The organism is Dactylosporangium sp. CA-092794 (assembly GCF_050948465.1).
Classification (GTDB): Bacteria; Actinomycetota; Actinomycetes; order Mycobacteriales; family Micromonosporaceae; genus Dactylosporangium.
The window spans coordinates 689,163-707,665 of record NZ_CP192044.1; the positions used below are offsets into that span (position 1 = coordinate 689,163).

Here is an 18,503-nt window from a genome sequence, read left to right on the forward strand (position 1 = left end):
GCTCGGTCACTGACCGGTGAGCTTGACGTCCGCCGCGGACGCGTTGACCTGCAGCCCGGCGTCGGTGGTCCGGACCGAGTTCACCACCAGGTTGTACGGCAGGCCGGGCAACTTCACCGTGACCTGGAGCCGGTTCTGGTACTGCTTGATGAAGTTGTTGACCTGCGGCGGCAGGTTGCCCTGGTCGGTGGTGACCGACTCCAGCTTGAGCCGGACCTTGCCGGTCTCCACGATCATGCTGCCCTTGGCGATGAGCGTCACGTGGATGTTCTGGTACTGCAGCGGTACCCGCATCTCGATCTGGTTGTTCACGACCCGCAGGTCCACCTGCGAGGGGTCGATCGAGGACGGCAGCCCCGCCACCTCCAGCAGCGGCCGCACGTTGTCCCAGCTCATCGACGCGTTGCCGACCACCTCGCCGGCCACGACGTCGCCCCGGCCGTTGAGCAGGTCCTGCGCGTCGGCCTTGACCGAGCGCGCCTCGACGGTCAGCGTGTCGAGCTTGACGTTGTTCACCTGCGGCCGGGTGAGCGAGATGGTGATCTTCTTGTATTCCCCGGCGAGCACCTGGGTGAGGAACGGGAACCCGTCGATGGAGACCTGCGGATCGCCGTCGTAGTGCACGTCGTTGGCCGCGAGCTGCGTGCGCGTCTCCTGCGTGATGCGATCCGCGGCGGCGTTCGCCGCGATCCGGTCGACGACGAAGAACGCGCCGATCAGGACAACGGCCAGGACGACCAGCGTGATGCCGATCTTGGCCCCTCGACTCGCCGCCACGGCGCTCCCTCCGGTTTCGGTTCCTGCCCGTCGTACCCAAGCATCAGGATTTCCTATCGCGGCAACCACCCGGCCCCGGGCACCGCATTGTGGCGCGAACCCGGGGGAGAAAGGGCCGGGATCAAAGAAGTAGGAACGTGCTGGCGACGTAGGCGGCGGGGGCGGCGAAGGCGATCGCGCCGATCGGGCCCTGGATGTGGCGGGCCAGCCAGAGGGCCGGTTCGTCGCCGTCGATGATGCGGCTGGCCTCGGCGTAGCCCACCGACAGGTCGATCATCACCGCGACGATGGCCGTGGCGAGACCCGCCAGGGCGCTCGGCAGCGGGCTCAGGCCGTCGAGGTAGTTGCCGATGGCGCCGGCCGCGGCGGTGCCCACCATCGCGCCCAGGACCACCCCGGCCCCGCCGCGGGGGACCTGCGGCGCGATGCGGGGCAGGGCGGCGATGGCGTCGGTGAAGCGGGCGACGAACAGCGCCAGTCCGGCCGCCGCCAGGCAGGCCACGATCGCCTGGGTACCGTGTGGGATGCGGCCGAGGACGATCAGGCTCGCGAACGCGACCACGCCGAGCGTGACCAGCAGCGACGAGCCCAGCGACTCGGTCACCCGCTGCCGGCCGGCCGGGCGGGTGAGCTGGCCGACCACGCCGACGATGAAGCCGGCCGCGGTGAGGTAGGCCAGCGGGGCCAGCGACGCCGGGCGGGTCAGCACCGCGGCGACGTCGGTGCCCACGGCCACCGCGATGCCCACGAGGCCGACCACCCGCGGCGCCGGCGGGCGGCTCGCGATCGTCCACACGCCGACGAAGAGGGCCTGGACGCCGAAGATGATGATGGCGTACGACCCGTGGGTGGTCTGGGCGCCGACGATGAGCGCGATCGCCACCAGGGCCGCGAAGCCGGCCACGGCGAGCGACACGAACCGGCGCACCGGCGGCATCGGCCCCGTGTCGCCGGTGACCTCGGTGTCGTCGTCCGCGCCGCCGTCGGGCTGAGCGCCGTCGGGCTGGTGCGGCCCGTTGCCGCGGTGCCCGGCCCGCCCGTTGTCACCCTGCCCGGCGTCATCCCGGCGAAGTGCATCCTCCCGGCGGCCCGCCCGGCCATTCTCCTCGCGGCGGCGGCGACGGGAGGCCGGCTCGGTGGCCGGGGGCCAGGAGCCGAAGTCCTCGGCGGGCGGCGGGGTTGCGGGCACGCACCGATCGTGCCAGAACCGGACCGATCCGCCCCGCGCGGGGAGGACGGACCGGGCTCACCCGCACGAATTGCCCCCCGCGCGCGAATATCATGATGACGGAAACGGTGGGGTGTGGCTCAGCCGACTGTCTCGAACTGCGGTTCGACCGGTCGCAAAACGTGAATACTCCGATATCCTCGTGCGGGATACACCCATAACCTCCCGTCAGAGTTGCCGGGACGACATCGAGCCGCCGCCCTGCGCAAGGGCGCTACCGCGCCCCACTGACCAGGTGCGCCGCGGCCCACGGAGGTGACTCGTGGAGATTCTGCTGCTGACTGCGGCTCCAGCGGGCCAGGTTGTGCTGCCGGGCCTGGACCTGCTGCCTCACACCGTGCGCACCGCCCCCCGCGACGTCCGCACACTCGTCAGCGGGCCGAGCCCCGACGCGGTTGTGGTCGACGCGCGCACCGAGCTCGCCGACGCGCGTGCCACCTGCCGCATGCTGCACGCCACCGGCCTGGGTGTTCCGCTGCTGGCCGTGGTCACCGAGGCGGGCCTGGTGGCCCTGCACGCCGACTGGGGCCTCGACGACGTCATCCTCGCCACCGCCGGCCCGGCCGAGATCGAGGCCCGGCTGCGCCTGGCCGTCGGCCGGCTCAACTCGGCCGCGGCGGCGAGCGGCGGCATGATCAAGGCCGGCGAGCTGTCCATCGACCCCGACACCTACGCCGCCAAGCTCAAGGGCCGCCCGCTCGACCTCACCTACAAGGAGTTCGAGCTGCTGAAGTTCCTGGCCCAGCACCCCGGCCGGGTCTTCACGCGCGACCAGCTACTGCGCGAGGTGTGGGGCTACGACTACTTCGGCGGCACCCGCACGGTCGACGTCCACGTGCGGCGGCTGCGGGCGAAGCTCGGCTCGGAGTATGAGTCGATGATCGGCACGGTCCGTCAGGTGGGCTACAAGTTCGTCGTCCCGCCGGCCCGGCCGCTGCACGATTCGGAGCCCGTAAGGGTCTGACGACCGTTCGTAAGTTACCGCAAGTCTCGGTACATTGATCGAATGACCGTGCATCGCGCCGAGCAGCTCTCTCCCGACCAGGTCGAGCAGGTGCTCGCGCTGATGCGTGCGGCGGGCGACACCGACGGCGTCGCGCCGCTGTCCGAGCACGTGGTCCTGCACCTGCGGCACGGGGGCGAGACCCCGGCCGTGCATCTGCTCGTCCATGACGCGGCGGGGCAGATCGTGGGGTACGCCCACGTCGACACGACGGACGCCGTCGAGGGCGCCTCGGCCGAGCTGGTGGTGCACCCGCTGCACCGCCGCCGGGGGCTGGGCCGCGAGCTGGCGACGGCCGCGATGGCGGTCGCCGACGAGCGCTCCGCGGGCCGGCTGCGGGTGTGGGCGCACGGCGATCATCCCTCCGCCTCGGCGCTGGCCATCCGGCTGGGCTTCGACCGCGTCCGGGTGCTGCTGCAGTTGCGCCGCTCGCTGCTCGCGCCGCTGGACGAGGTGGTGCTGCCGGACGGGGTGCGGCTGCGCGCGTTCCGGCCCGGCGCCGACGACGAGGCGTGGCTCGCGCTCAACGCCGCGGCCTTCGCCGACCACCCCGAGCAGGGCAAGTGGACGCTCGACGACCTGCACCTGCGGCTGGAGGAGCCGTGGTTCGAGGCGGCCGGGTTCCTGCTCGCCGAGGGGGCCGGCGGCCGGCTGCTGGGCTTCCACTGGACCAAGGTCCACGGGGAGCGAACCGCCGACCCGCACGACGGTGAGGAGCCGCGTGTACACGAGGCGATCGGCGAGGTGTACGTTCTCGGGGTGGCCCCCGGCGCGCACGGCGGCGGCCTCGGCCGGGCGCTGACCCTGGCCGGGCTACGACACCTGCGCAACCGCGGGTTGTCGCAGGTCATGCTGTATGTCGACGAGAGCAACACCCGGGCTGTGCAGCTCTACCAGCGCCTGGGATTCGTCCGCTGGTCCAACGACGTGTCGTTCCAGCGCGCCCTTTAGGGGCGAATCCGGACACCACGGATCACCGTTGGGCAGTTCACCCAATGGCCAACTCGCCTCCGACCAGGCGTCATGCGCAGCCCCTGACCTGTTCACCCTGCGTTCACCCCTCTCCAGAGGCCCGGTTACCTCACCCTCCTAGCGTCCCTTGGAGTCGACCACCTGCGTCGGCCTTCCCGACACCTCCCCAGGCAACGGAAGTCGGTCTTATCCCCGACGAAGGGACCGCAGTGAACCTCAAGCGGCACGGCCTCATCGCCGGCATCGCGCTCACCGCGACGCTCGCTCTCGCCGCGTGCGGCTCGGACAACGAAACCTCGAGCTCGCCCACGGGTGGCACCGGCGGCAGTGCTGCGGCCGGCCCCACGTGTGCGACCGGATCGCTTACCGCTCAGGGCTCGTCCGCGCAGAAGAACGCGATGGACGAGTGGATCAAGGGTTACCAGGGCAGCTGCTCCGGCGCCAAGATTGACTACCAGGGCACCGGCTCCGGCGCCGGCATCACCGCCTTCCAGGGCGGCACCGCCGACTTCGCCGGCTCGGACTCCTCGCTGAAGGCGGGCGACGAGTCCACCAAGGCCGCCACCCGCTGCGGCGGCGCCCCGGCGCTCAACCTGCCGATGGTGACCGGTCCGATCGCGATCGCCTACAACATCGACGGCGTCAAGGACCTGCAGCTCAAGCCCGAGACCCTGGCGAAGATCTTCAGCGGCGCCATCACCAAGTGGGACGCCCCCGAGATCAAGGCCGACAACCCGAGCGCCACGCTGCCGTCGTCGGTGATCCTGGCCGTGCACCGCTCGGACTCCTCCGGCACCACCGAGAACTTCACCGGTTACCTGACCTCGACCGCGGCCAGCGCCTGGACCGCGGGCAAGGACAAGGTCTGGAAGGCCCAGGGTGGCCAGGCCGAGAAGGGCTCCGACGGTGTCGCCGCCGCCCTGAAGAAGTCCCCGGGCTCGATCGGCTACGTCGAGTGGTCGTTCGCCAAGGCCAACTCGCTGCCCACCGCCAAGATCTACAACGGCTCCGGTGAGTACACCGCGCTGACCGCCGAGGCGGCCGGCAAGACCATCGCGGGCGCCAAGGTCACCGGCACCGGCGACGACCTGGCCCTGTCGATCGACTACGCCACCAAGGAGGCCGGCGCCTACCCGGTCGTCCTGGTGACCTACGAGATCGTCTGCAGCAAGGGCACCCCGGCCGACAAGCTCCCGCTCGTCAAGGGCTTCCTCGGCTACACGGTCAGCGCCGCCGGCCAGGCCTCGCTGGAGAAGCTGGGCTACGCCCCGCTGCCGGAGACGGTCCGCGCCAAGGTCGAGACCTCGATCAAGAACCTGGCCTGACGGGAAGACTCGTTGAGCCAGCAGACTCTGCCTGCCACCTCCGCCGGTCAGCCCGGCGGAGGTGGCGGTCTTCCGCCGCGCAAGCGGTTCAGCGGGGACATGTTCTTCCGCGGGACCGCGACGGCCGCCGGCTCGATGGTGCTCGTCATCATCGCCGCGATCGCCATCTTCCTGATCGTCAAGGCCATCCCCGCCATCAACAAGGACACGGCGAACTTCTTCACCTACAAGGAGTGGTTCACCGACGGTGACTCGCCGAAGTTCGGCATCGCCGCGACGGTGTTCGGCACGATCCTGACCGCGGCGCTGGCGCTGATCATCGCGGTGCCGGTCGCGCTGGGCATCGCGCTGTGCCTGTCGCACTACGCGCACCGGCGGGTGGCCACCACCCTCGGCTTCGTCATCGACCTGCTCGCGGCGGTGCCAAGCGTCGTGTTCGGTCTCTGGGGCCGCGACTACTTCTACGACCCGATCACCAACCTGTCGAAGTGGCTGCACGACGTGTTCGGCTGGCTGCCGATCTTCGGCAGCGAGGGTCCCTACGGCAAGTCGGTCCTGCTCGGCTCCGTCGTGCTGGCGATCATGGTCCTGCCGATCGTGACGTCGCTGTCCCGCGAGGTCTTCCTGCAGACCCCGCCGGAGAACCAGGAGGCGGCGCTCGCGCTCGGCTCGACCAAGTGGGAGATGATCCGCACCTCGGTGATCCCCTACGGCCGCGCCGGCATCATCGCCTCGGTCATGCTGGGCCTGGGCCGCGCGCTCGGCGAGACCATCGCCCTCGCGCTGACCCTGGGCAGCGTCTTCGCGATCAACTTCGACTTCCTCGGGCCGGGCGGCATCACGATCGCCTCGAACATCGCCAACCGGTTCGGTGAGGCCAACGACGTCGGCCGTGGCGCGCTCATCGCCTCCGGCCTGGTGCTGTTCGTCATCACCCTGATCGTCAACATGGGCGCCCGCGCGATCGTCTACCGGCGCCGCGAGTTCGTCGGAGGCGCCGCGTAATGGCCGTCGAATCTCCTGCCCGCCTGGGCGTGACCGACGCTCACCAGCTGCGGACCAAGTCGCTGCCGGCATGGGGCCCCTGGGCCTCCGCGGTGGTGGCGATCGCCGTGTCGTTCGTGCTGATCAAGCTCACCGGCGCGGGCGGGTGGGTGCTCACCGGCGTCGTGGCGGCGATCCTGTTCGTGGCGTTCATGGGCATCGCGGCGAGCGTCGTGGAGGGTGGACGGTCGGCGCGCAACCGCATGGCGACCGTGCTCATCTACGGCGCGTTCATCCTGGCCCTGCTGCCGCTGCTGTCGGTGGTCTGGACACTGCTCACCAAGGGCAGCGAGCGTCTGGACCTCAACTTCTTCCAGACGTCGATGAACAACATCGGCGCGTTCGACGAGAACGGCGGCGCGTACCACGCCATCGTGGGCACGCTGGAGCAGGCGGGCATCGCCACGCTCATCACGGTGCCGCTGGGCATCCTCGGTGCGATCTACATCGTGGAGTACGGCCGCGGCCTGCTGGCCAACCTGATCCGCTTCTTCGTCGACGTCATGACGGGTATCCCGTCGATCGTCGCCGGTCTGTTCGTGCTGTCGTTCTGGGTGTTCACCATCACCCCGCTGTGGAACCACGGCCGGGCGGCCTACTCCGGCTTCGCGGCGGCGCTGTCGCTGAGCGTCCTGATGCTGCCGACCGTGGTGCGCTCCTGCGAGGAGATGCTGCGGCTGGTGCCCGGGGCGCTACGCGAGGGCTCCTACGCGCTCGGGGTGCCGAAGTGGAAGACGATCACCCGGATCGTGTTGCCCACCGCGTTGCCCGGCATCGTCACCGGTGTCATGCTCGCTGTGGCGCGCGCCGCCGGGGAGACCGCGCCGGTCCTGCTCGTCGCCGGCGGCCTCAACTCGATCAACTTCAACGTGTTCAGCGGCAACCAGTCCTCGCTGTCCCTGTTCATCTTCGAGCAGGCCGGCGTCGCCTCGGAGTTCGCGCCCGGGCGTGCCTGGACGGCGGCCCTCACCCTGGTCGTGCTCGTCCTCGTCCTCACCGTCGCGGCGAAGCTGCTCGCCCGCCGCAACAAGCTCGCCCGATAACTACTGGAGCGCCCCCAATGGCAAAACGCATCGAAGCCCACGGCGTCACCTCGTATTACGGGTCGTTCAAGGCGATCGACTCGGTGTCGATGACGATCGAGCCCAAGTCGGTGACGGCCCTCATCGGTCCGTCGGGCTGCGGCAAGTCCACGTTCCTGCGGTCCATCAACCGGATGCACGAGGTCCTGCCCAACGCGCGGATCGAGGGCAAGCTCCTCATCGACGGGCAGAACATCTACGACCGCGACGTCGACGTCACGGCCGTGCGCCGCATGATCGGCATGGTCTTCCAGCGGCCCAACCCGTTCCCGACGATGTCGATCTTCGAGAACGTCGTCGCCGGCCTGCGCCTCAACGGCGTGCGCAAGAAGTCGGTGCTGGAGGAGGTCGCGGAGAAGGCGCTGCGCAGCGCCAACCTCTGGAACGAGGTCAAGGACCGGCTGGGCCGCCCCGGCGCGGGCCTGTCCGGCGGTCAGCAGCAGCGGCTGTGCATCGCCCGGACGATCGCCGTCGAGCCGCAGGTCGTGCTGATGGACGAGCCCTGCTCGGCCCTCGACCCGATCTCGACCCTGGCGATCGAGGACCTGATCACCGAGCTGAAGAACCAGTTCACGATCGTGATCGTGACGCACAACATGCAGCAGGCGGCCCGCGTCTCGGACCGCACCGGGTTCTTCTCGATCGACAAGACCGGTGAGCCGGGCCGGCTCATCGAGTACGACGACACCGCGAAGATCTTCACCAACCCCTCGGTCAAGAAGACCGAGGACTACATCACGGGCCGCTTCGGTTAGGACGCGGTCGGGCGGATGGCGTCGGCCGGATTGCGGGCCGGCGCCGCCGCCAGGACCCCGTCGATGCCGCCCGTCTCGGCCAGCTCCCGCAGCGTGTGCCTGGTCGGCGGCATCATCGTGAAGCGCCCGTCGGCCGCCGCGGCCGGCGCGCACCACACGGTGTCGTCGGCCTCGCCGCCCACGTCCCGGGGCACCTGGCCCTCGGGCAGCAGGGCCACGAAGAAGTAGGTGTCGAAGCGCCGCGGCTCGAACTCCGGCGTGATCCAGCGCGACCACGGCACCAGCAGGTCGGTGCGCAGCACCAGCCCGCTCCGGCTGAGGAACTCGGCGAAGCCCAGCTCCCGCGCGATCAGCGCCAGCCGCGCCTCCTCCCAGTCCGGCCCGCTCACGTCGCCGACCACGGTGGCCGGGTCCGGCCCGGCCAGCAGCACGCCGGACTCCTCGAAGACCTCCCGCACCGCGGCGCAGACCACCGAGCGGGCCACCGACTCCGCCAGCCCCAGCCGCGCCGCCCACTCCTGCGGCGACGGCCCGGCCCAGCCGGGATGCACGGCCGCGTCGCGCGGGTCGACGCCGCCGCCGGGGAAGGCATACATCGACGCGGCGAACGCCATCGTCGCGACCCGGCGGATCAGATACGCCTCGAACGGCTCCCGCAGCAGCACGACCGTGCTGGCCAGCCGGGGCGTGGCCGGCACGCCGCCCTCCGCGGCGAAGCGCCGGGCCAGTTCGGACAGCGCCGGCGGCAGGTGAAACTCGACCATGGCCCCACGTTACGGCGTGGCCTCATGACCGGCGCGGCCGTGGGTGCGGCGGCGCTCCTTCATCTCCGCCTCGAACAGGTGCCGCCGGCCGCCGGCCACCTGCTCCCGCGCGGCCCGGTCGAGCTCGCGGAACAGCGCGTAGTACCCGTCGTCGAAGTCCTCGACCAGCTGGAACGTCCACCGGCCGGCGACCACGTTGCGGCCGAGCAGTTCGGTCTCGACCCGGCCGGCCAGCTCGGTGTGGCCGGCCTCGCGCAGCAGGGCCACGGCGTCGTCCAGCATCAGGTCGGCGTGCCCGATCAGCTGGTGCAGGTCGTAGAGGCGGCCGCGGGCCCGCTCGACCGTCTCCAGGGCCTCGCTGAGCTTGCCCAGCGCCTCGACCGACTTGTCCGATACGCCGGCCGGGCGGCGGTGCGCGGCGTCGGGGCCGTCACTGGTTGTGCTTGCCATGCTCCTAAGCTACGGGCATGAGTGATCGCATCCGCTGGGGCATCCTGTCGACGGGCAACATCGCGGCCGCCTTCGCGGAGGACCTCCGGCTCCTGCCGGATGCGGAGCTGGCGGCGGTCGGATCCCGCAGTACCGAAGCCGCGGAGACCTTTGCGGCGAAGCACGGCGCGGCGCGGGCGCACGGCTCCTGGCGGGCCCTGGTCGAGGACCCGGACGTCGATGCGATCTACGTCGCCACCCCGCACACCGCGCACTACGAGGCCGCCATGCTCGCGCTGCGGGCCGGCAAGGCGACGCTGTGCGAGAAACCGTTCACGCTCGCCGTCGGCGAGGCCGAGGAACTGGTCGAGACCGCGCGGTCCGGCGGCGTGTTCCTCATGGAGGCCATGTGGATGCGCTGCATCCCGGCGGTCCGGCGGATGATCGAGCTGGCCGGTGACGGCGCCATCGGCGAGGTCGTCTCGGTGCACGCCGACTTCGGCATGCAGGGTCCGTTCCCGGAGACCTCGCGGCTGCGCGACCGGCGGCTCGGCGGCGGCGCCCTCTACGACGTCGGGATCTACCCGGTGACCTTTGCCGATCTGTTCCTGGGCCGGCCGAGCTCGGTGCAGGCGTGGGCGCGGATGAGCGCGGGCGGGGTGGACGAGAACACCGGGATGCTGTTCGGCTACGACAGCGGAGCCGTGGCCGCCCTGACCTGCTCCCTGCTGGGCGACAGCGCCCGCCGCGCCACCGTCACCGGCACGCTGGGGCGCATGGAGGTGGCGCGCGACTTCTTCCACCCGGCGGGATTCACGCTCTGGCGCGGCGAGTCGGCCGAGCACATCGACCTGCCCTTCGAGGGGCGCGGATACCAGTTCGAGGCCGCGGAGGTACACCGCTGCCTGCGTGAAGGTCTGCCGGAGAGCCCGCTCGTCCCGCTGTCCGACACGCTGGCCATTCTGCGGATCCTTCACGAAATTTCCGGGAAAATCGGACTTGACTATTCCAGCTGAGGGCTGAACGGGGCGGACCGACCGTCGCGGCGTTACTACCCTCCGGCGTATGGCTCAGGACCTCCGGGTGGACCCGGACGCGCTGATCGTCCTCGCCGACGCCTGCCTCACCGCGGCCGACGACCTCGGCGAGCACTACCGCACGGCCTTCGGCGACCTGCTGCCGCCGGTCGCCGCCTTCGGCAACACGGTCGCGTCGGCCCGCACGGCGCGCGCCGCCGAGCTGGCCCACGCCGCCGCGGGCGACGCGGTCTGCGGCCACGTCCAGGTGCTGGAGGGCGACGCCGACCGGCTGTTGCAGGCCGCGTTCGCCTACCGCGCCGCCGACCGGGCCGCCGACCAGCGGATGGGCGGCTCTCGCCGCCCAGCCCTGTGATGGGCGCCGAGGCCGCCCCGGTCGCGGTCGACGACCTGTGGGAGCTGGCCGCCCGGCCCGGGGTGCTCGGGCGGGCGGCGCTGGCGTGGCGGGCCGTGGCCGTCGACGCCCGGATCGCCCTCGATGCCTTCGACCGGGCCGCGGCGCCGGTGGTGGGCGGCGACTGGGAGGGCGAGGCCGCCGAGGGCTACCGCGCCCACGCCGGGCGGCTGGGCGAGAGCCTGGAGCAGGCCGCGCGGGCCGCGGAGGAGACGGCGACGGCCCTGGACGGGGCGGCGGCGCTGCTGCGCGCCGGGCAGGATCAGCTCGACACCGCGTGGGAGCGGGTGGCCGCCGCCGTGCCGGGCCGGCGGGGCGGCGGGGCGGTGACGTTCCGCCCGACCGACGCGGCGCAGGCCGCGGCGGTGCGGGCGGCGATCGCCGCGGCGGCGGCGATCCGGGAGGACGTCGAGCGCGGGCTGGCCCGCTACGAGGGGCTGCTCGGCGCGCGCCAGTCCGACTGGGAGCTGCTGGGCAGCGAGTGGGCGGCGGTGGCCACCGGGCGGATCCCCGCCTGGACCCCGCCCGCGGAGGCCGGCGGGATCGACGCGCGGCTGGTCGGCGGGCTGTTTGTGGTGCAGACCGGGGCCGGGGCGGACGAGGTGGTGGTCGGCGACGGCCACGTGGTCGTGGACGGCGAGCGCATCGCGATCCCGGCCGGGGCGCGGCTCGTGCTGCGCACCGGGGCCGGCGACGACACCGTGCGCGCCGACGCCGGCCCGGGCGGCGCGGGCGTGACCGTGCTGGCCGGGGACGGGAGCGACCGGCTGTTCGGCGGTGCGGGCGACGACGTGCTCATCGCCGGCGCCGGCCTGGACGCGGTGGTCGCCGGCGGCGGAGACGACCGGGTGAGCCTGGGCGCGACGGCGAAGGCCGGCGGCGTCGAGCGGGCCGACCTCGGCGACGGCGACGACCGGCTCTGGGGCAGCCTCGGCGACGAGGCCGACGCCGGCGGTGCGGGCGACGACCTGCTCTTCGCCGGTGCCGGCGCGGACCACCTGGCCGGCGGAGCGGGCGCCGACACGCTCGGCGGCGGGGCGGGCCGCGACTACCTCGACGGCGGGGCCGGCGACGACCGGCTCGACGGCGGCGGGGGCACGGACACCCTCTACGGCCTCGGCGGGGCCGACGCGCTGCGCGGCGGCGACGGCGCGGACTACCTCGAGGGCGGCGCCGGCGACGACCGGCTCGACGGCGGGACGGGCGCCGACGTGGTGTCCGGCGGGCGCGGCGACGACGCGATCGACGGCGGCTCCGGCGACGACACGCTGTATTCCGGCGAGGGCCGCGACGCGGTGACCGGCGGCGCCGGCGTGGACCGGCTGCTCGGGCAGGCGGCCGACACCGCGACCGGGGTCGAGCGGCTGACCGCGGCGCCGGCCGGCGGGGATCTCGCCGGGTTCGTGACGGTCGAGGGCGATCCGGCGTACCAGGCCCGGGTGCGGGCCGACCTGGAGCTGCTGGCCGCCTCGCCGGACGGCCGGCGGATGCTGGAGGAGCTGCGCGCCTCCGGCGAGCCGCTGCGGATCGTGCCGACCGGGGAGAACAACGGCTGGGCCAACCCGGGCGACGGGCAGCCGTTCATCCGGTACAACCCCGAATACGACACGATGCTCACCGACACCCCGCCCGTGGTGGTGCTCTTCCACGAGCTGGCGCACGCCTGGGACTTTGTGCACGACACGTCGGCCGGCGGCACGTACGACGGCGGCAGCGGCTCCGACCACTTCGCCGACGGCTCCGCCGTCCCCAACACCGAGCGGCAGGCGGCGGGGCTGCCCATCGACGACGACGGCGACCCGGCCACGCCGGAGCGGATCGACCCCGACCACCCGCTGGAGCTCACCGAGAACGGGCTGCGCGCGGAGATGGGCCTGCGGCACCGGGACCGCTACGCCTACGACTGAGGCCCTACCGGAACAGCGGGCGGGCCGGCAGGTAGGCCAGGATCGCGATCAGGGCGGCGCCGGGGAAGGTGAGCACCCACGCGATCACGATGTTGCCGGCCACCTGCCAGCGCACCGCGGAGAGCCGCTTCGTCGCGCCGACGCCCATGATGGCCGAGGTGATGGTGTGCGTGGTGGAGATCGGCAGGCCCAGCTGCGAGGTGGTGAACAGCACGCCGGCGGCGACCGTCTCGGCGGCGAAGCCCTGCGGCGGGTCCAGGTCGATCACCCGGCGGCCCAGGGTGCGGATGATCCGCCAGCCGCCGGAGTACGTGCCCAGCGCGAGCACCGTCGAGGAGGCCAGGAACACCCACTCCGGGATGTGCGTGCGGTCGTGCTGGTAGCCGCCCGCGTAGAGGGCGAGCACCACGATGCCCATCGTCTTGGCCGCGTCCTGCATGCCGTGGCCGAGCGACATCGCGGCCGCCGAGACGGTCTGCGCGCGGCGGAAGCGGCGGTTGAGCCGCTGGGGGCTGCCGCGGCGGAAGGCCCACACGATGGCGAGCATGAACAGGCCGCCGAGGACGAAGCCGACCAGTGGCGAGGCGACCATGGGCACCAGCACCTTGTCGGCGATGCCGGACCACAGCACCTTGGCGTCGGCGCCGAACCAGGCGGCGGCCAGCGCCGCGCCGACCAGGCCGCCGAAGAGCGCGTGCGTCGACGAGGACGGCAGCCCGAAGTACCACGTCAGGAGATTCCAGGCGATCGCGCCGAGCACAGCCGCGAACACGAGGCCCAGCCCCGGCAGGCCGGTGGGCGGGTCGATGATGCCGCCGCCGACGGTGGCGGCGACCTGGCCGCCCAGGTGGGCGCCGGCGAAGTTGCCGATCGCGGCCATGATGAGCCCGGCCCGGGGACTCAGCGCCCGGGTCGACACCGAGGTGGCGATCGCGTTGGCGGCGTCGTGGAAGCCGTTGGTGAAGTCGAAGACCAGTGCTGCTGCGATGACGGCGAGGACGGCGGCGAGCTGCGCGCTGATGGCTACGACTCCTTGACCACGATGGTCTCGATCGTATTGGCCACGTGCTCGAACGCGTCGCAGGCCGCCTCCAGCTCGTCAACGACCTCCTTCATCTTCAGCACCGTCAGGGCGTCGTACTCGCCGGAGAACAGCCGCACCAGCGCCATCCGGTAGGCGCTGTCGCCCTCGTTCTCCAGCCGGTTGCACTCCACCCAGTACTGCTCGAGGTCCTTCATCGACTTCAGCCGCGGCATGGCCTCGGCGGTGAGGCGGGACTGCTGGTCGAGCACCTTGACGATCTCGTGGATCTCGCGGGGCAGCGACGGCAGCTTGGTGAGGCCGTAGAGATACAGCAGGCTCCCGACCGCCTCCAGGTGGTCCATCACGTCGTCGAGCAGGGAGCCGAGCCGGTAGATGTCCTCGCGGTCGAAGGGCGTGATGAAGCTCGAGTTGATTTTCTTGTACAGCTCGTGCGTGATCGCGTCGCTGTCGTGCTCGACCTCGACCAGCCGCTCGCTCACGCTCGCCACGTCGACGCCCGGCAGGGCCAGCTCGGACAGCAGGTCGGTGCCCTTGACCAGATTCTGCGCGGCGCGGCTGAACAGCTCGTAGAACGAATCGTCGCTGGGACGCAGCCTCAACCGCACGTCGACCTCGAAACGTCAAGTAGCCCGGGAAACCCTTAAACCGAAAATCCTAAGGCCCAGGGATCGGCTTCACCGAACTGTGACCGGTGTGACATTCGGCGATTCATCTACCGTTAACCCAAGATTCAGTTCAGCCCGGGCGATCGTTGCGTGGCGTACTGGACCGGTACCGCCCGGTGTTTGTGCGTGCGCCGGACCGGCCGGCGCAGGAACCGGGCCAGCGGCCCGCGGTGCCGGCTGGCGATCACGTCGACCTCGGCCGCCCGCAGCTCGCGCCAGAAGACGTCGCGCACCCGGCGCGGCGACTCGGGCACGTCGGCGAAGCGGACCCGCCGGCCGTCCGCGTGCGCGGCCCGCACCAGCGAGCGCAGGATGTGCCGCGCCTCGGCCGGGAACTCGGGCCACTCCTCGCGGGCGTCGAAGCCGAGCCGGGCGGCCAGCGGCGCGCTGACCATCGGCGCCACGCCGACCGGCAGCCCGCCCGGCTCCAGGTCGCTGAAGCGGCCCTCGAGGAAGGCATGGCGCTCGTAGGCGCCCAGCAGGTCGGCGCGCGACCAGTGCGCCCCGGTGAGCACCACCGTGATCGCGCCCGGGATCACCCGGCCGCCGAGGAACGTGGTCAGGATGGCCGCGTGCGGGCGCAGCAGCTCGTCGAGGGTTTCGTACTCCCGGCCGGTCGGGCGCACCTCGCCGGTCTCCGGGTCGGGCTCGGGCTCGGCGCGCACCATGAGCAGGAACGGCTCGGCCCGCCGGGGGTGCACCCGGCCCAGCCGGTTGCCGGCCACGCGGGTGGCCAGCGGCGTCAGCACCGCCTGGTCGAAGGTGGGCGCCGGCTCGCCGGGCGGCATGGCACAGGTCAGCCGCAGTGTGGGCGCGGTGGTGTCGGCGTCGATCCGCACGCCGACCTCGACCCCGGCGAAGCCGGCGCGGGCCGCGGTGGCGGCCGGGTCGGTGGGGCCGTCGAGGGCGACGAGCAGGCCGCCCGCCAGGTAGGGCCGGCCCCGGCGGGCCCGGGCCGCGGCGATCGCGCCCAGCGTCCCGCACGTCGCCAGGCCCGCGAGTCCGGTGGCGACGGTCGCCAGGGCGCTGTCCATGGATAAATGGTACTTAAGGTGTATTTCCCGCGCTGGTCGAATCGGCTACGCAACCTGGTCCAGCCATTGGTGGTACACCGAGCCGAACGGCTCCCGCCGGTCGCCGACGGCCGCCAGCAGCCACGCGGCGCTCGCCTCCGCCTCCGCGATCACGTCGGCCGGGTAGCCGTAGCGGACCTGGTGCGCGGCGAACTCGTCCTCGTCGAGCAGCTCGGCCCCGCCGCCGCGGCGCCGGCGCACGTCCAGGTCGAGGTCGATCGCGGTGACCTCGGTCTCGCTCGGCCAGTGCGGGATCGACGTGATGTCGCAATAGATCTCGGTGCGGTGCGGGTGGGCGTTGAAGCACGCCGTCCACCACGCGCGCCGCGGGAAGAGCAGCACGTGGGGCGCCTCGACCGGCCCCGTCCGGGTGGTTCCGCGGAAGACCGGCGTGCCCGTGCCGGCGCCCAGCCAGATGCCGTGCTCGTCCTCGCCGAGCAGGTCGGTCTCGTAGTTCCAGTGCAGGGAACCGTCGAACTTGCGGTACACCACGCGGACGCGCTTCATGGGCACACGGTACCGACGGGGGCGTGGCCGCCGGATTCTGTCGTACGCAGGGGGTAGCGTGCTCGGACGTGACAGCCTCCCCTCAGGCCCGCCGCGCCCGGCCGCAAGTGATCGATCTCCTCGCCGCCGCCGTCGGCGCCGTGCCCGACGGCGCCGAGCGCCCCGGCCAGCAGGAGATGGCGACCGCGATCGAGACCGCGGCCGAGCGCGAGGAGCACCTGCTCGTGCAGGCGGGCACCGGCACCGGCAAGTCGCTGGCGTATCTGGTGCCGTCCCTGCTGGTCGAGGGCCCGGTCGTGATCTCCACCGCGACGCTGGCGCTGCAGTCCCAGCTCGTCGACCACGACCTGCCGCGCCTCGCCGAGGCGGTCGAGCCGCTGCTGGGCCGCCGGCCGACCTACGCGGTGCTCAAGGGCCGGCACCATTACGTCTGCCTGGCCCGGCTGGAGGGCACCTCGGCCGACGAGCCCGAGGACGCGCTGTTCGACGTCGGCGAGGCGAAGCCGACCAAGTGGCTCGGCGAGGCGGGCCGGCTCGGCAAGCAGGTCGACCGGCTGCGCGACTGGGCGATGGAGACCGAGACCGGCGACCGCGACGAGCTCGACCCCGGCGTCGACGACGCGGCCTGGAAGCTGGTCTCGATGCCGGCCCGGGAGTGCGTCGGGGCGCAGCGCTGCCCGTATGGCGCGGAGTGCTTCGCCGAGGCGAGCCGCACCCGGGCCCGCGAGGCCGACATCGTGGTCACCAACCACAGCCTGCTCGCCGTCGACATGCTCACCGGGCGGCAGATCATCCCGCCGCACGAGCTGCTCGTCGTCGACGAGGCGCACGAGCTCGCCGACCGGGTCAGCTCCGCGTCGCAGGCCGAGCTGACCCCCGACCTGCTGGAGCGGGCCGCCCGCCGGTGCCGGCCGTATGTCGACGACGAGGTCGCCGACCGGCTCATGGAGGCCGGCGACACGCTCACCGTCGCCCTCGCCGACGCCCCGGCCGGCCGAGTCGTCGGCGACCTGCCCGACGTGCTGGCCGAGGCGCTGACCCTGCTCGACGCCGGCGGGCGCAAGGCGGTCGAGGCGATCGGCGAGGTCCGGGCCGACGACGCCGACCCGGTCCGCAAGCAGCAGGCCCGCACGATGGTCACCGACCTGACCAAGGTCGCGCAGCGGATGATCGCCAACGCCGAGCACGACGTCACCTGGGTCGAGCGCGACGATCGAGGCCGCCGCGCGGTCGTCATCGCCCCGCTCTCCGTCGCCGGCACGCTGAGCTCCCACCTGTTCAGCGAGCGCACGGTCGTGGCCACCTCGGCGACGCTGGCCCTCGGCGGCCAGTTCGACACCGTGGCCCGCTCCCTCGGCCTGCCGGTCGCCGTCGAGCGCCCCGCCGCCGCGGCGAGCCCCGCCGAGGAGGCCCGCGCCGCGGTCGTGCGGGCCGACGAGGCCCGCGACACGGCCGGCCTGGCCTGGAGCTCGCTCGACGTCGGCTCCCCGTTCGACTACGCCAAGCAGGGCATCCTGTATGTCGCCGCGCACCTGCCGAAGCCGCAGACCTCGGGGTTGTCCGAGCCGGCCGCCAACGAGATGGTCGAGCTCGTGCAGGCGCTCGGCGGCCGCACCCTCGGGCTGTTCTCCTCGCGCAAGGCGGCCGAGCGGGCCGCCGAGGTGCTGCGCGCCCGCACGCCCGGCATCACGATCCTGCTGCAGGGCGAGGAGTCGCTGCCGATCCTGGTCCGCAAGTTCCGCAACGATCGCACCAGCTGCCTGCTCGGGGTCATGTCCCTGTGGCAGGGCGTCGACGTGCCCGGCGACGCCTGCCAGCTCGTCGTCATCGACCGGCTGCCGTTCCCGCGCCCCGACGAGCCGCTGTCGGCGGCCCGCTCCGACGCGGTGCAGGCGGCGGGCGGCTCCGGCTTCGCCGCGGTGAGCGTGCCGATCGCCGCCGTCCGGCTGGCCCAGGGGGTCGGCCGGCTGATCCGTTCCCGGGCCGACCGGGGCGTGGTGGCGGTTCTCGACTCGCGCCTGGAGCACGCCACCAGCTACGGCCCGTTCCTGCGCAAGTCGCTGCCCCCGTTCTGGTATACCACCAAGCCCGACGTCGCCCGCGGCGCCCTACGCCGCCTGGCCTCCTCGTAGCTTCCGCGGCAGGGTCAGGACCACGCCGAGCAGCAGCAGGCCGCACGCGACCTGCTCGAGCTTCAGCCACAGTGGAAACAGCCCGGGGATCGCCACGATGACCGTGATCGCGATCACCATGACGATGGCGAAGATCCGCAGCCGGCGCGCCTGGCCCCGGGCCGCCAGCACGTTGGTGACCACGGCGCTGGCGGCGACGATCGTGGCCCGGACCCACACCGCGTCGGTGACCACGCCCGGATGGTGGCGCAGCGCGACGATGACGGCCAGGGTCGCCAGGCTCAGCACCAGGTAGCCGGCGGCGAGCAGTCGTGGGGTTCGCATCATGGCCGCCAGCCTGCTTGCCGGCGCCGCCCCCGCGCAT

General features: G+C 72.5%; 19 protein-coding genes. 10 read left to right on the forward strand and 9 right to left on the reverse strand.

Annotated features, from left to right (window positions below):
- Positions 1 to 6 precede the first annotated feature (6 nt).
- On the reverse strand, positions 7 to 777 hold the full coding sequence (locus ACQPXD_RS02935; protein ID WP_432834520.1) for an LmeA family phospholipid-binding protein: 771 nt from the start codon (positions 775 to 777) through the stop codon (positions 7 to 9).
- A 121-nt stretch (positions 778 to 898) separates the two neighbouring features.
- Positions 899 to 1,966 (reverse strand): hypothetical protein, encoded by a 1,068-nt coding sequence (locus tag ACQPXD_RS02940; protein WP_432834522.1) that lies wholly within the window; start codon positions 1,964 to 1,966, stop codon positions 899 to 901.
- Positions 1,967 to 2,267: 301 nt separating this feature from the next.
- On the opposite strand from ACQPXD_RS02940, the gene ACQPXD_RS02945 reads away from it, so the two are divergent.
- From ACQPXD_RS02945 to pstB, 6 genes are all read left to right on the forward strand, one after another.
- Entirely contained in the window at positions 2,268 to 2,969 is a 702-nt protein-coding gene (locus ACQPXD_RS02945) for a winged helix-turn-helix transcriptional regulator (RefSeq protein WP_432834524.1), read from the forward strand.
- Positions 2,970 to 3,011: 42 nt separating this feature from the next.
- On the forward strand, positions 3,012 to 3,959 hold the full coding sequence (gene mshD, locus ACQPXD_RS02950; protein ID WP_432834526.1) for a mycothiol synthase: 948 nt from the start codon (positions 3,012 to 3,014) through the stop codon (positions 3,957 to 3,959).
- Between the two features lie 230 nt (positions 3,960 to 4,189).
- A complete protein-coding gene (pstS, locus tag ACQPXD_RS02955) occupies positions 4,190 to 5,305 on the forward strand; it encodes a phosphate ABC transporter substrate-binding protein PstS (protein ID WP_432834528.1) in 1,116 nt (371 codons plus the stop codon).
- 99 nt (positions 5,306 to 5,404) lie between these two features.
- Positions 5,405 to 6,310 carry a phosphate ABC transporter permease subunit PstC gene (pstC, locus tag ACQPXD_RS02960; RefSeq protein WP_432843594.1) on the forward strand — a complete coding sequence of 302 codons (906 nt, stop codon included), beginning with the start codon at positions 5,405 to 5,407 and terminating at the stop codon, positions 6,308 to 6,310.
- Positions 6,310 to 7,392, forward strand: coding sequence for a phosphate ABC transporter permease PstA (gene pstA, locus ACQPXD_RS02965; protein WP_432834530.1), 1,083 nt, complete (start codon positions 6,310 to 6,312; stop codon positions 7,390 to 7,392). The genes pstC and pstA overlap by 1 nt, the downstream gene beginning before the upstream one ends.
- A gap of 17 nt (positions 7,393 to 7,409) precedes the next feature.
- Positions 7,410 to 8,186 (forward strand): phosphate ABC transporter ATP-binding protein PstB, encoded by a 777-nt coding sequence (pstB, locus tag ACQPXD_RS02970; RefSeq protein ID WP_432834532.1) that lies wholly within the window; start codon positions 7,410 to 7,412, stop codon positions 8,184 to 8,186.
- Here the strand turns inward: pstB and ACQPXD_RS02975 are convergent.
- Positions 8,183 to 8,950 (reverse strand): NUDIX hydrolase, encoded by a 768-nt coding sequence (locus ACQPXD_RS02975; protein WP_432834534.1) that lies wholly within the window; start codon positions 8,948 to 8,950, stop codon positions 8,183 to 8,185. The genes pstB and ACQPXD_RS02975 overlap by 4 nt on opposite strands.
- Positions 8,951 to 8,959: 9 nt before the next feature.
- Positions 8,960 to 9,400, reverse strand: a complete 441-nt coding sequence (locus ACQPXD_RS02980; RefSeq protein WP_432834536.1) for a hypothetical protein — start codon at positions 9,398 to 9,400, stop codon at positions 8,960 to 8,962.
- Between the two features lie 17 nt (positions 9,401 to 9,417).
- Between ACQPXD_RS02980 and ACQPXD_RS02985 the strand changes: the two genes are divergently transcribed.
- The 3 genes from ACQPXD_RS02985 to ACQPXD_RS02995 are packed head-to-tail and all read left to right on the forward strand — an operon-like array spanning position 9,418 to position 12,717.
- A complete protein-coding gene (locus ACQPXD_RS02985; protein ID WP_432834538.1) occupies positions 9,418 to 10,395 on the forward strand; it encodes a Gfo/Idh/MocA family protein in 978 nt (325 codons plus the stop codon).
- Between the two features lie 49 nt (positions 10,396 to 10,444).
- On the forward strand, positions 10,445 to 10,771 hold the full coding sequence (locus ACQPXD_RS02990; RefSeq protein ID WP_432834540.1) for a hypothetical protein: 327 nt from the start codon (positions 10,445 to 10,447) through the stop codon (positions 10,769 to 10,771).
- Entirely contained in the window at positions 10,771 to 12,717 is a 1,947-nt protein-coding gene (locus tag ACQPXD_RS02995) for a M91 family zinc metallopeptidase (protein WP_432834542.1), read from the forward strand. Before ACQPXD_RS02990 ends, ACQPXD_RS02995 begins: the two co-directional genes overlap by 1 nt.
- Positions 12,718 to 12,721: 4 nt before the next feature.
- Here ACQPXD_RS02995 and ACQPXD_RS03000 read toward each other — a convergent pair whose 3' ends face one another.
- The 4 genes from ACQPXD_RS03000 to ACQPXD_RS03015 all read right to left on the reverse strand — a co-directional run bounded on the left by ACQPXD_RS03000 (position 12,722) and on the right by ACQPXD_RS03015 (position 16,013).
- A complete protein-coding gene (locus ACQPXD_RS03000) occupies positions 12,722 to 13,738 on the reverse strand; it encodes an anion permease (protein ID WP_432843596.1) in 1,017 nt (338 codons plus the stop codon).
- A gap of 2 nt (positions 13,739 to 13,740) precedes the next feature.
- The gene (locus tag ACQPXD_RS03005) at positions 13,741 to 14,367 is read right to left on the reverse strand and encodes a DUF47 domain-containing protein (protein WP_432834544.1); all 627 of its coding nucleotides are present in this window, start codon (positions 14,365 to 14,367) and stop codon (positions 13,741 to 13,743) included.
- 125 nt (positions 14,368 to 14,492) lie between these two features.
- Entirely contained in the window at positions 14,493 to 15,461 is a 969-nt protein-coding gene (locus ACQPXD_RS03010; RefSeq protein ID WP_432834546.1) for a hypothetical protein, read from the reverse strand.
- A 45-nt stretch (positions 15,462 to 15,506) separates the two neighbouring features.
- Positions 15,507 to 16,013, reverse strand: coding sequence for a DUF402 domain-containing protein (locus ACQPXD_RS03015; RefSeq protein WP_432834548.1), 507 nt, complete (start codon positions 16,011 to 16,013; stop codon positions 15,507 to 15,509).
- Between the two features lie 170 nt (positions 16,014 to 16,183).
- On the opposite strand from ACQPXD_RS03015, the gene ACQPXD_RS03020 reads away from it, so the two are divergent.
- Positions 16,184 to 18,139 (forward strand): ATP-dependent DNA helicase, encoded by a 1,956-nt coding sequence (locus ACQPXD_RS03020; protein ID WP_432843598.1) that lies wholly within the window; start codon positions 16,184 to 16,186, stop codon positions 18,137 to 18,139.
- Here ACQPXD_RS03020 and ACQPXD_RS03025 read toward each other — a convergent pair.
- Positions 18,116 to 18,466 carry a hypothetical protein gene (locus tag ACQPXD_RS03025; RefSeq protein ID WP_432834550.1) on the reverse strand — a complete coding sequence of 117 codons (351 nt, stop codon included), beginning with the start codon at positions 18,464 to 18,466 and terminating at the stop codon, positions 18,116 to 18,118. The two genes, ACQPXD_RS03020 and ACQPXD_RS03025, sit on opposite strands and share 24 nt — an antisense overlap.
- Positions 18,467 to 18,503: the final 37 nt, after the last annotated feature.

Excerpts from the sequence above, each read along its gene's own strand:
- mshD (WP_432834526.1), top strand. The coding sequence starts at position 3,012 with ATGACCGTGCATCGCGCCGAGCAGCTCTCTCCCGACCAGGTCGAGCAG.
- pstC (WP_432843594.1), top strand. The coding sequence starts at position 5,405 with ATGTTCTTCCGCGGGACCGCGACGGCCGCCGGCTCGATGGTGCTCGTC.
- pstA (WP_432834530.1), top strand. The coding sequence starts at position 6,310 with ATGGCCGTCGAATCTCCTGCCCGCCTGGGCGTGACCGACGCTCACCAG.
- pstB (WP_432834532.1), top strand. The coding sequence starts at position 7,410 with ATGGCAAAACGCATCGAAGCCCACGGCGTCACCTCGTATTACGGGTCG.
- ACQPXD_RS02975 (WP_432834534.1), bottom strand. The coding sequence starts at position 8,950 with ATGGTCGAGTTTCACCTGCCGCCGGCGCTGTCCGAACTGGCCCGGCGC.
- ACQPXD_RS02980 (WP_432834536.1), bottom strand. The coding sequence starts at position 9,400 with ATGGCAAGCACAACCAGTGACGGCCCCGACGCCGCGCACCGCCGCCCG.
- ACQPXD_RS02985 (WP_432834538.1), top strand. The coding sequence starts at position 9,418 with ATGAGTGATCGCATCCGCTGGGGCATCCTGTCGACGGGCAACATCGCG.
- ACQPXD_RS02990 (WP_432834540.1), top strand. The coding sequence starts at position 10,445 with ATGGCTCAGGACCTCCGGGTGGACCCGGACGCGCTGATCGTCCTCGCC.
- ACQPXD_RS02995 (WP_432834542.1), top strand. The coding sequence starts at position 10,771 with ATGGGCGCCGAGGCCGCCCCGGTCGCGGTCGACGACCTGTGGGAGCTG.
- ACQPXD_RS03010 (WP_432834546.1), bottom strand. The coding sequence starts at position 15,461 with ATGGACAGCGCCCTGGCGACCGTCGCCACCGGACTCGCGGGCCTGGCG.
- ACQPXD_RS03020 (WP_432843598.1), top strand. The coding sequence starts at position 16,184 with ATGGCGACCGCGATCGAGACCGCGGCCGAGCGCGAGGAGCACCTGCTC.
- ACQPXD_RS03025 (WP_432834550.1), bottom strand. The coding sequence starts at position 18,466 with ATGATGCGAACCCCACGACTGCTCGCCGCCGGCTACCTGGTGCTGAGC.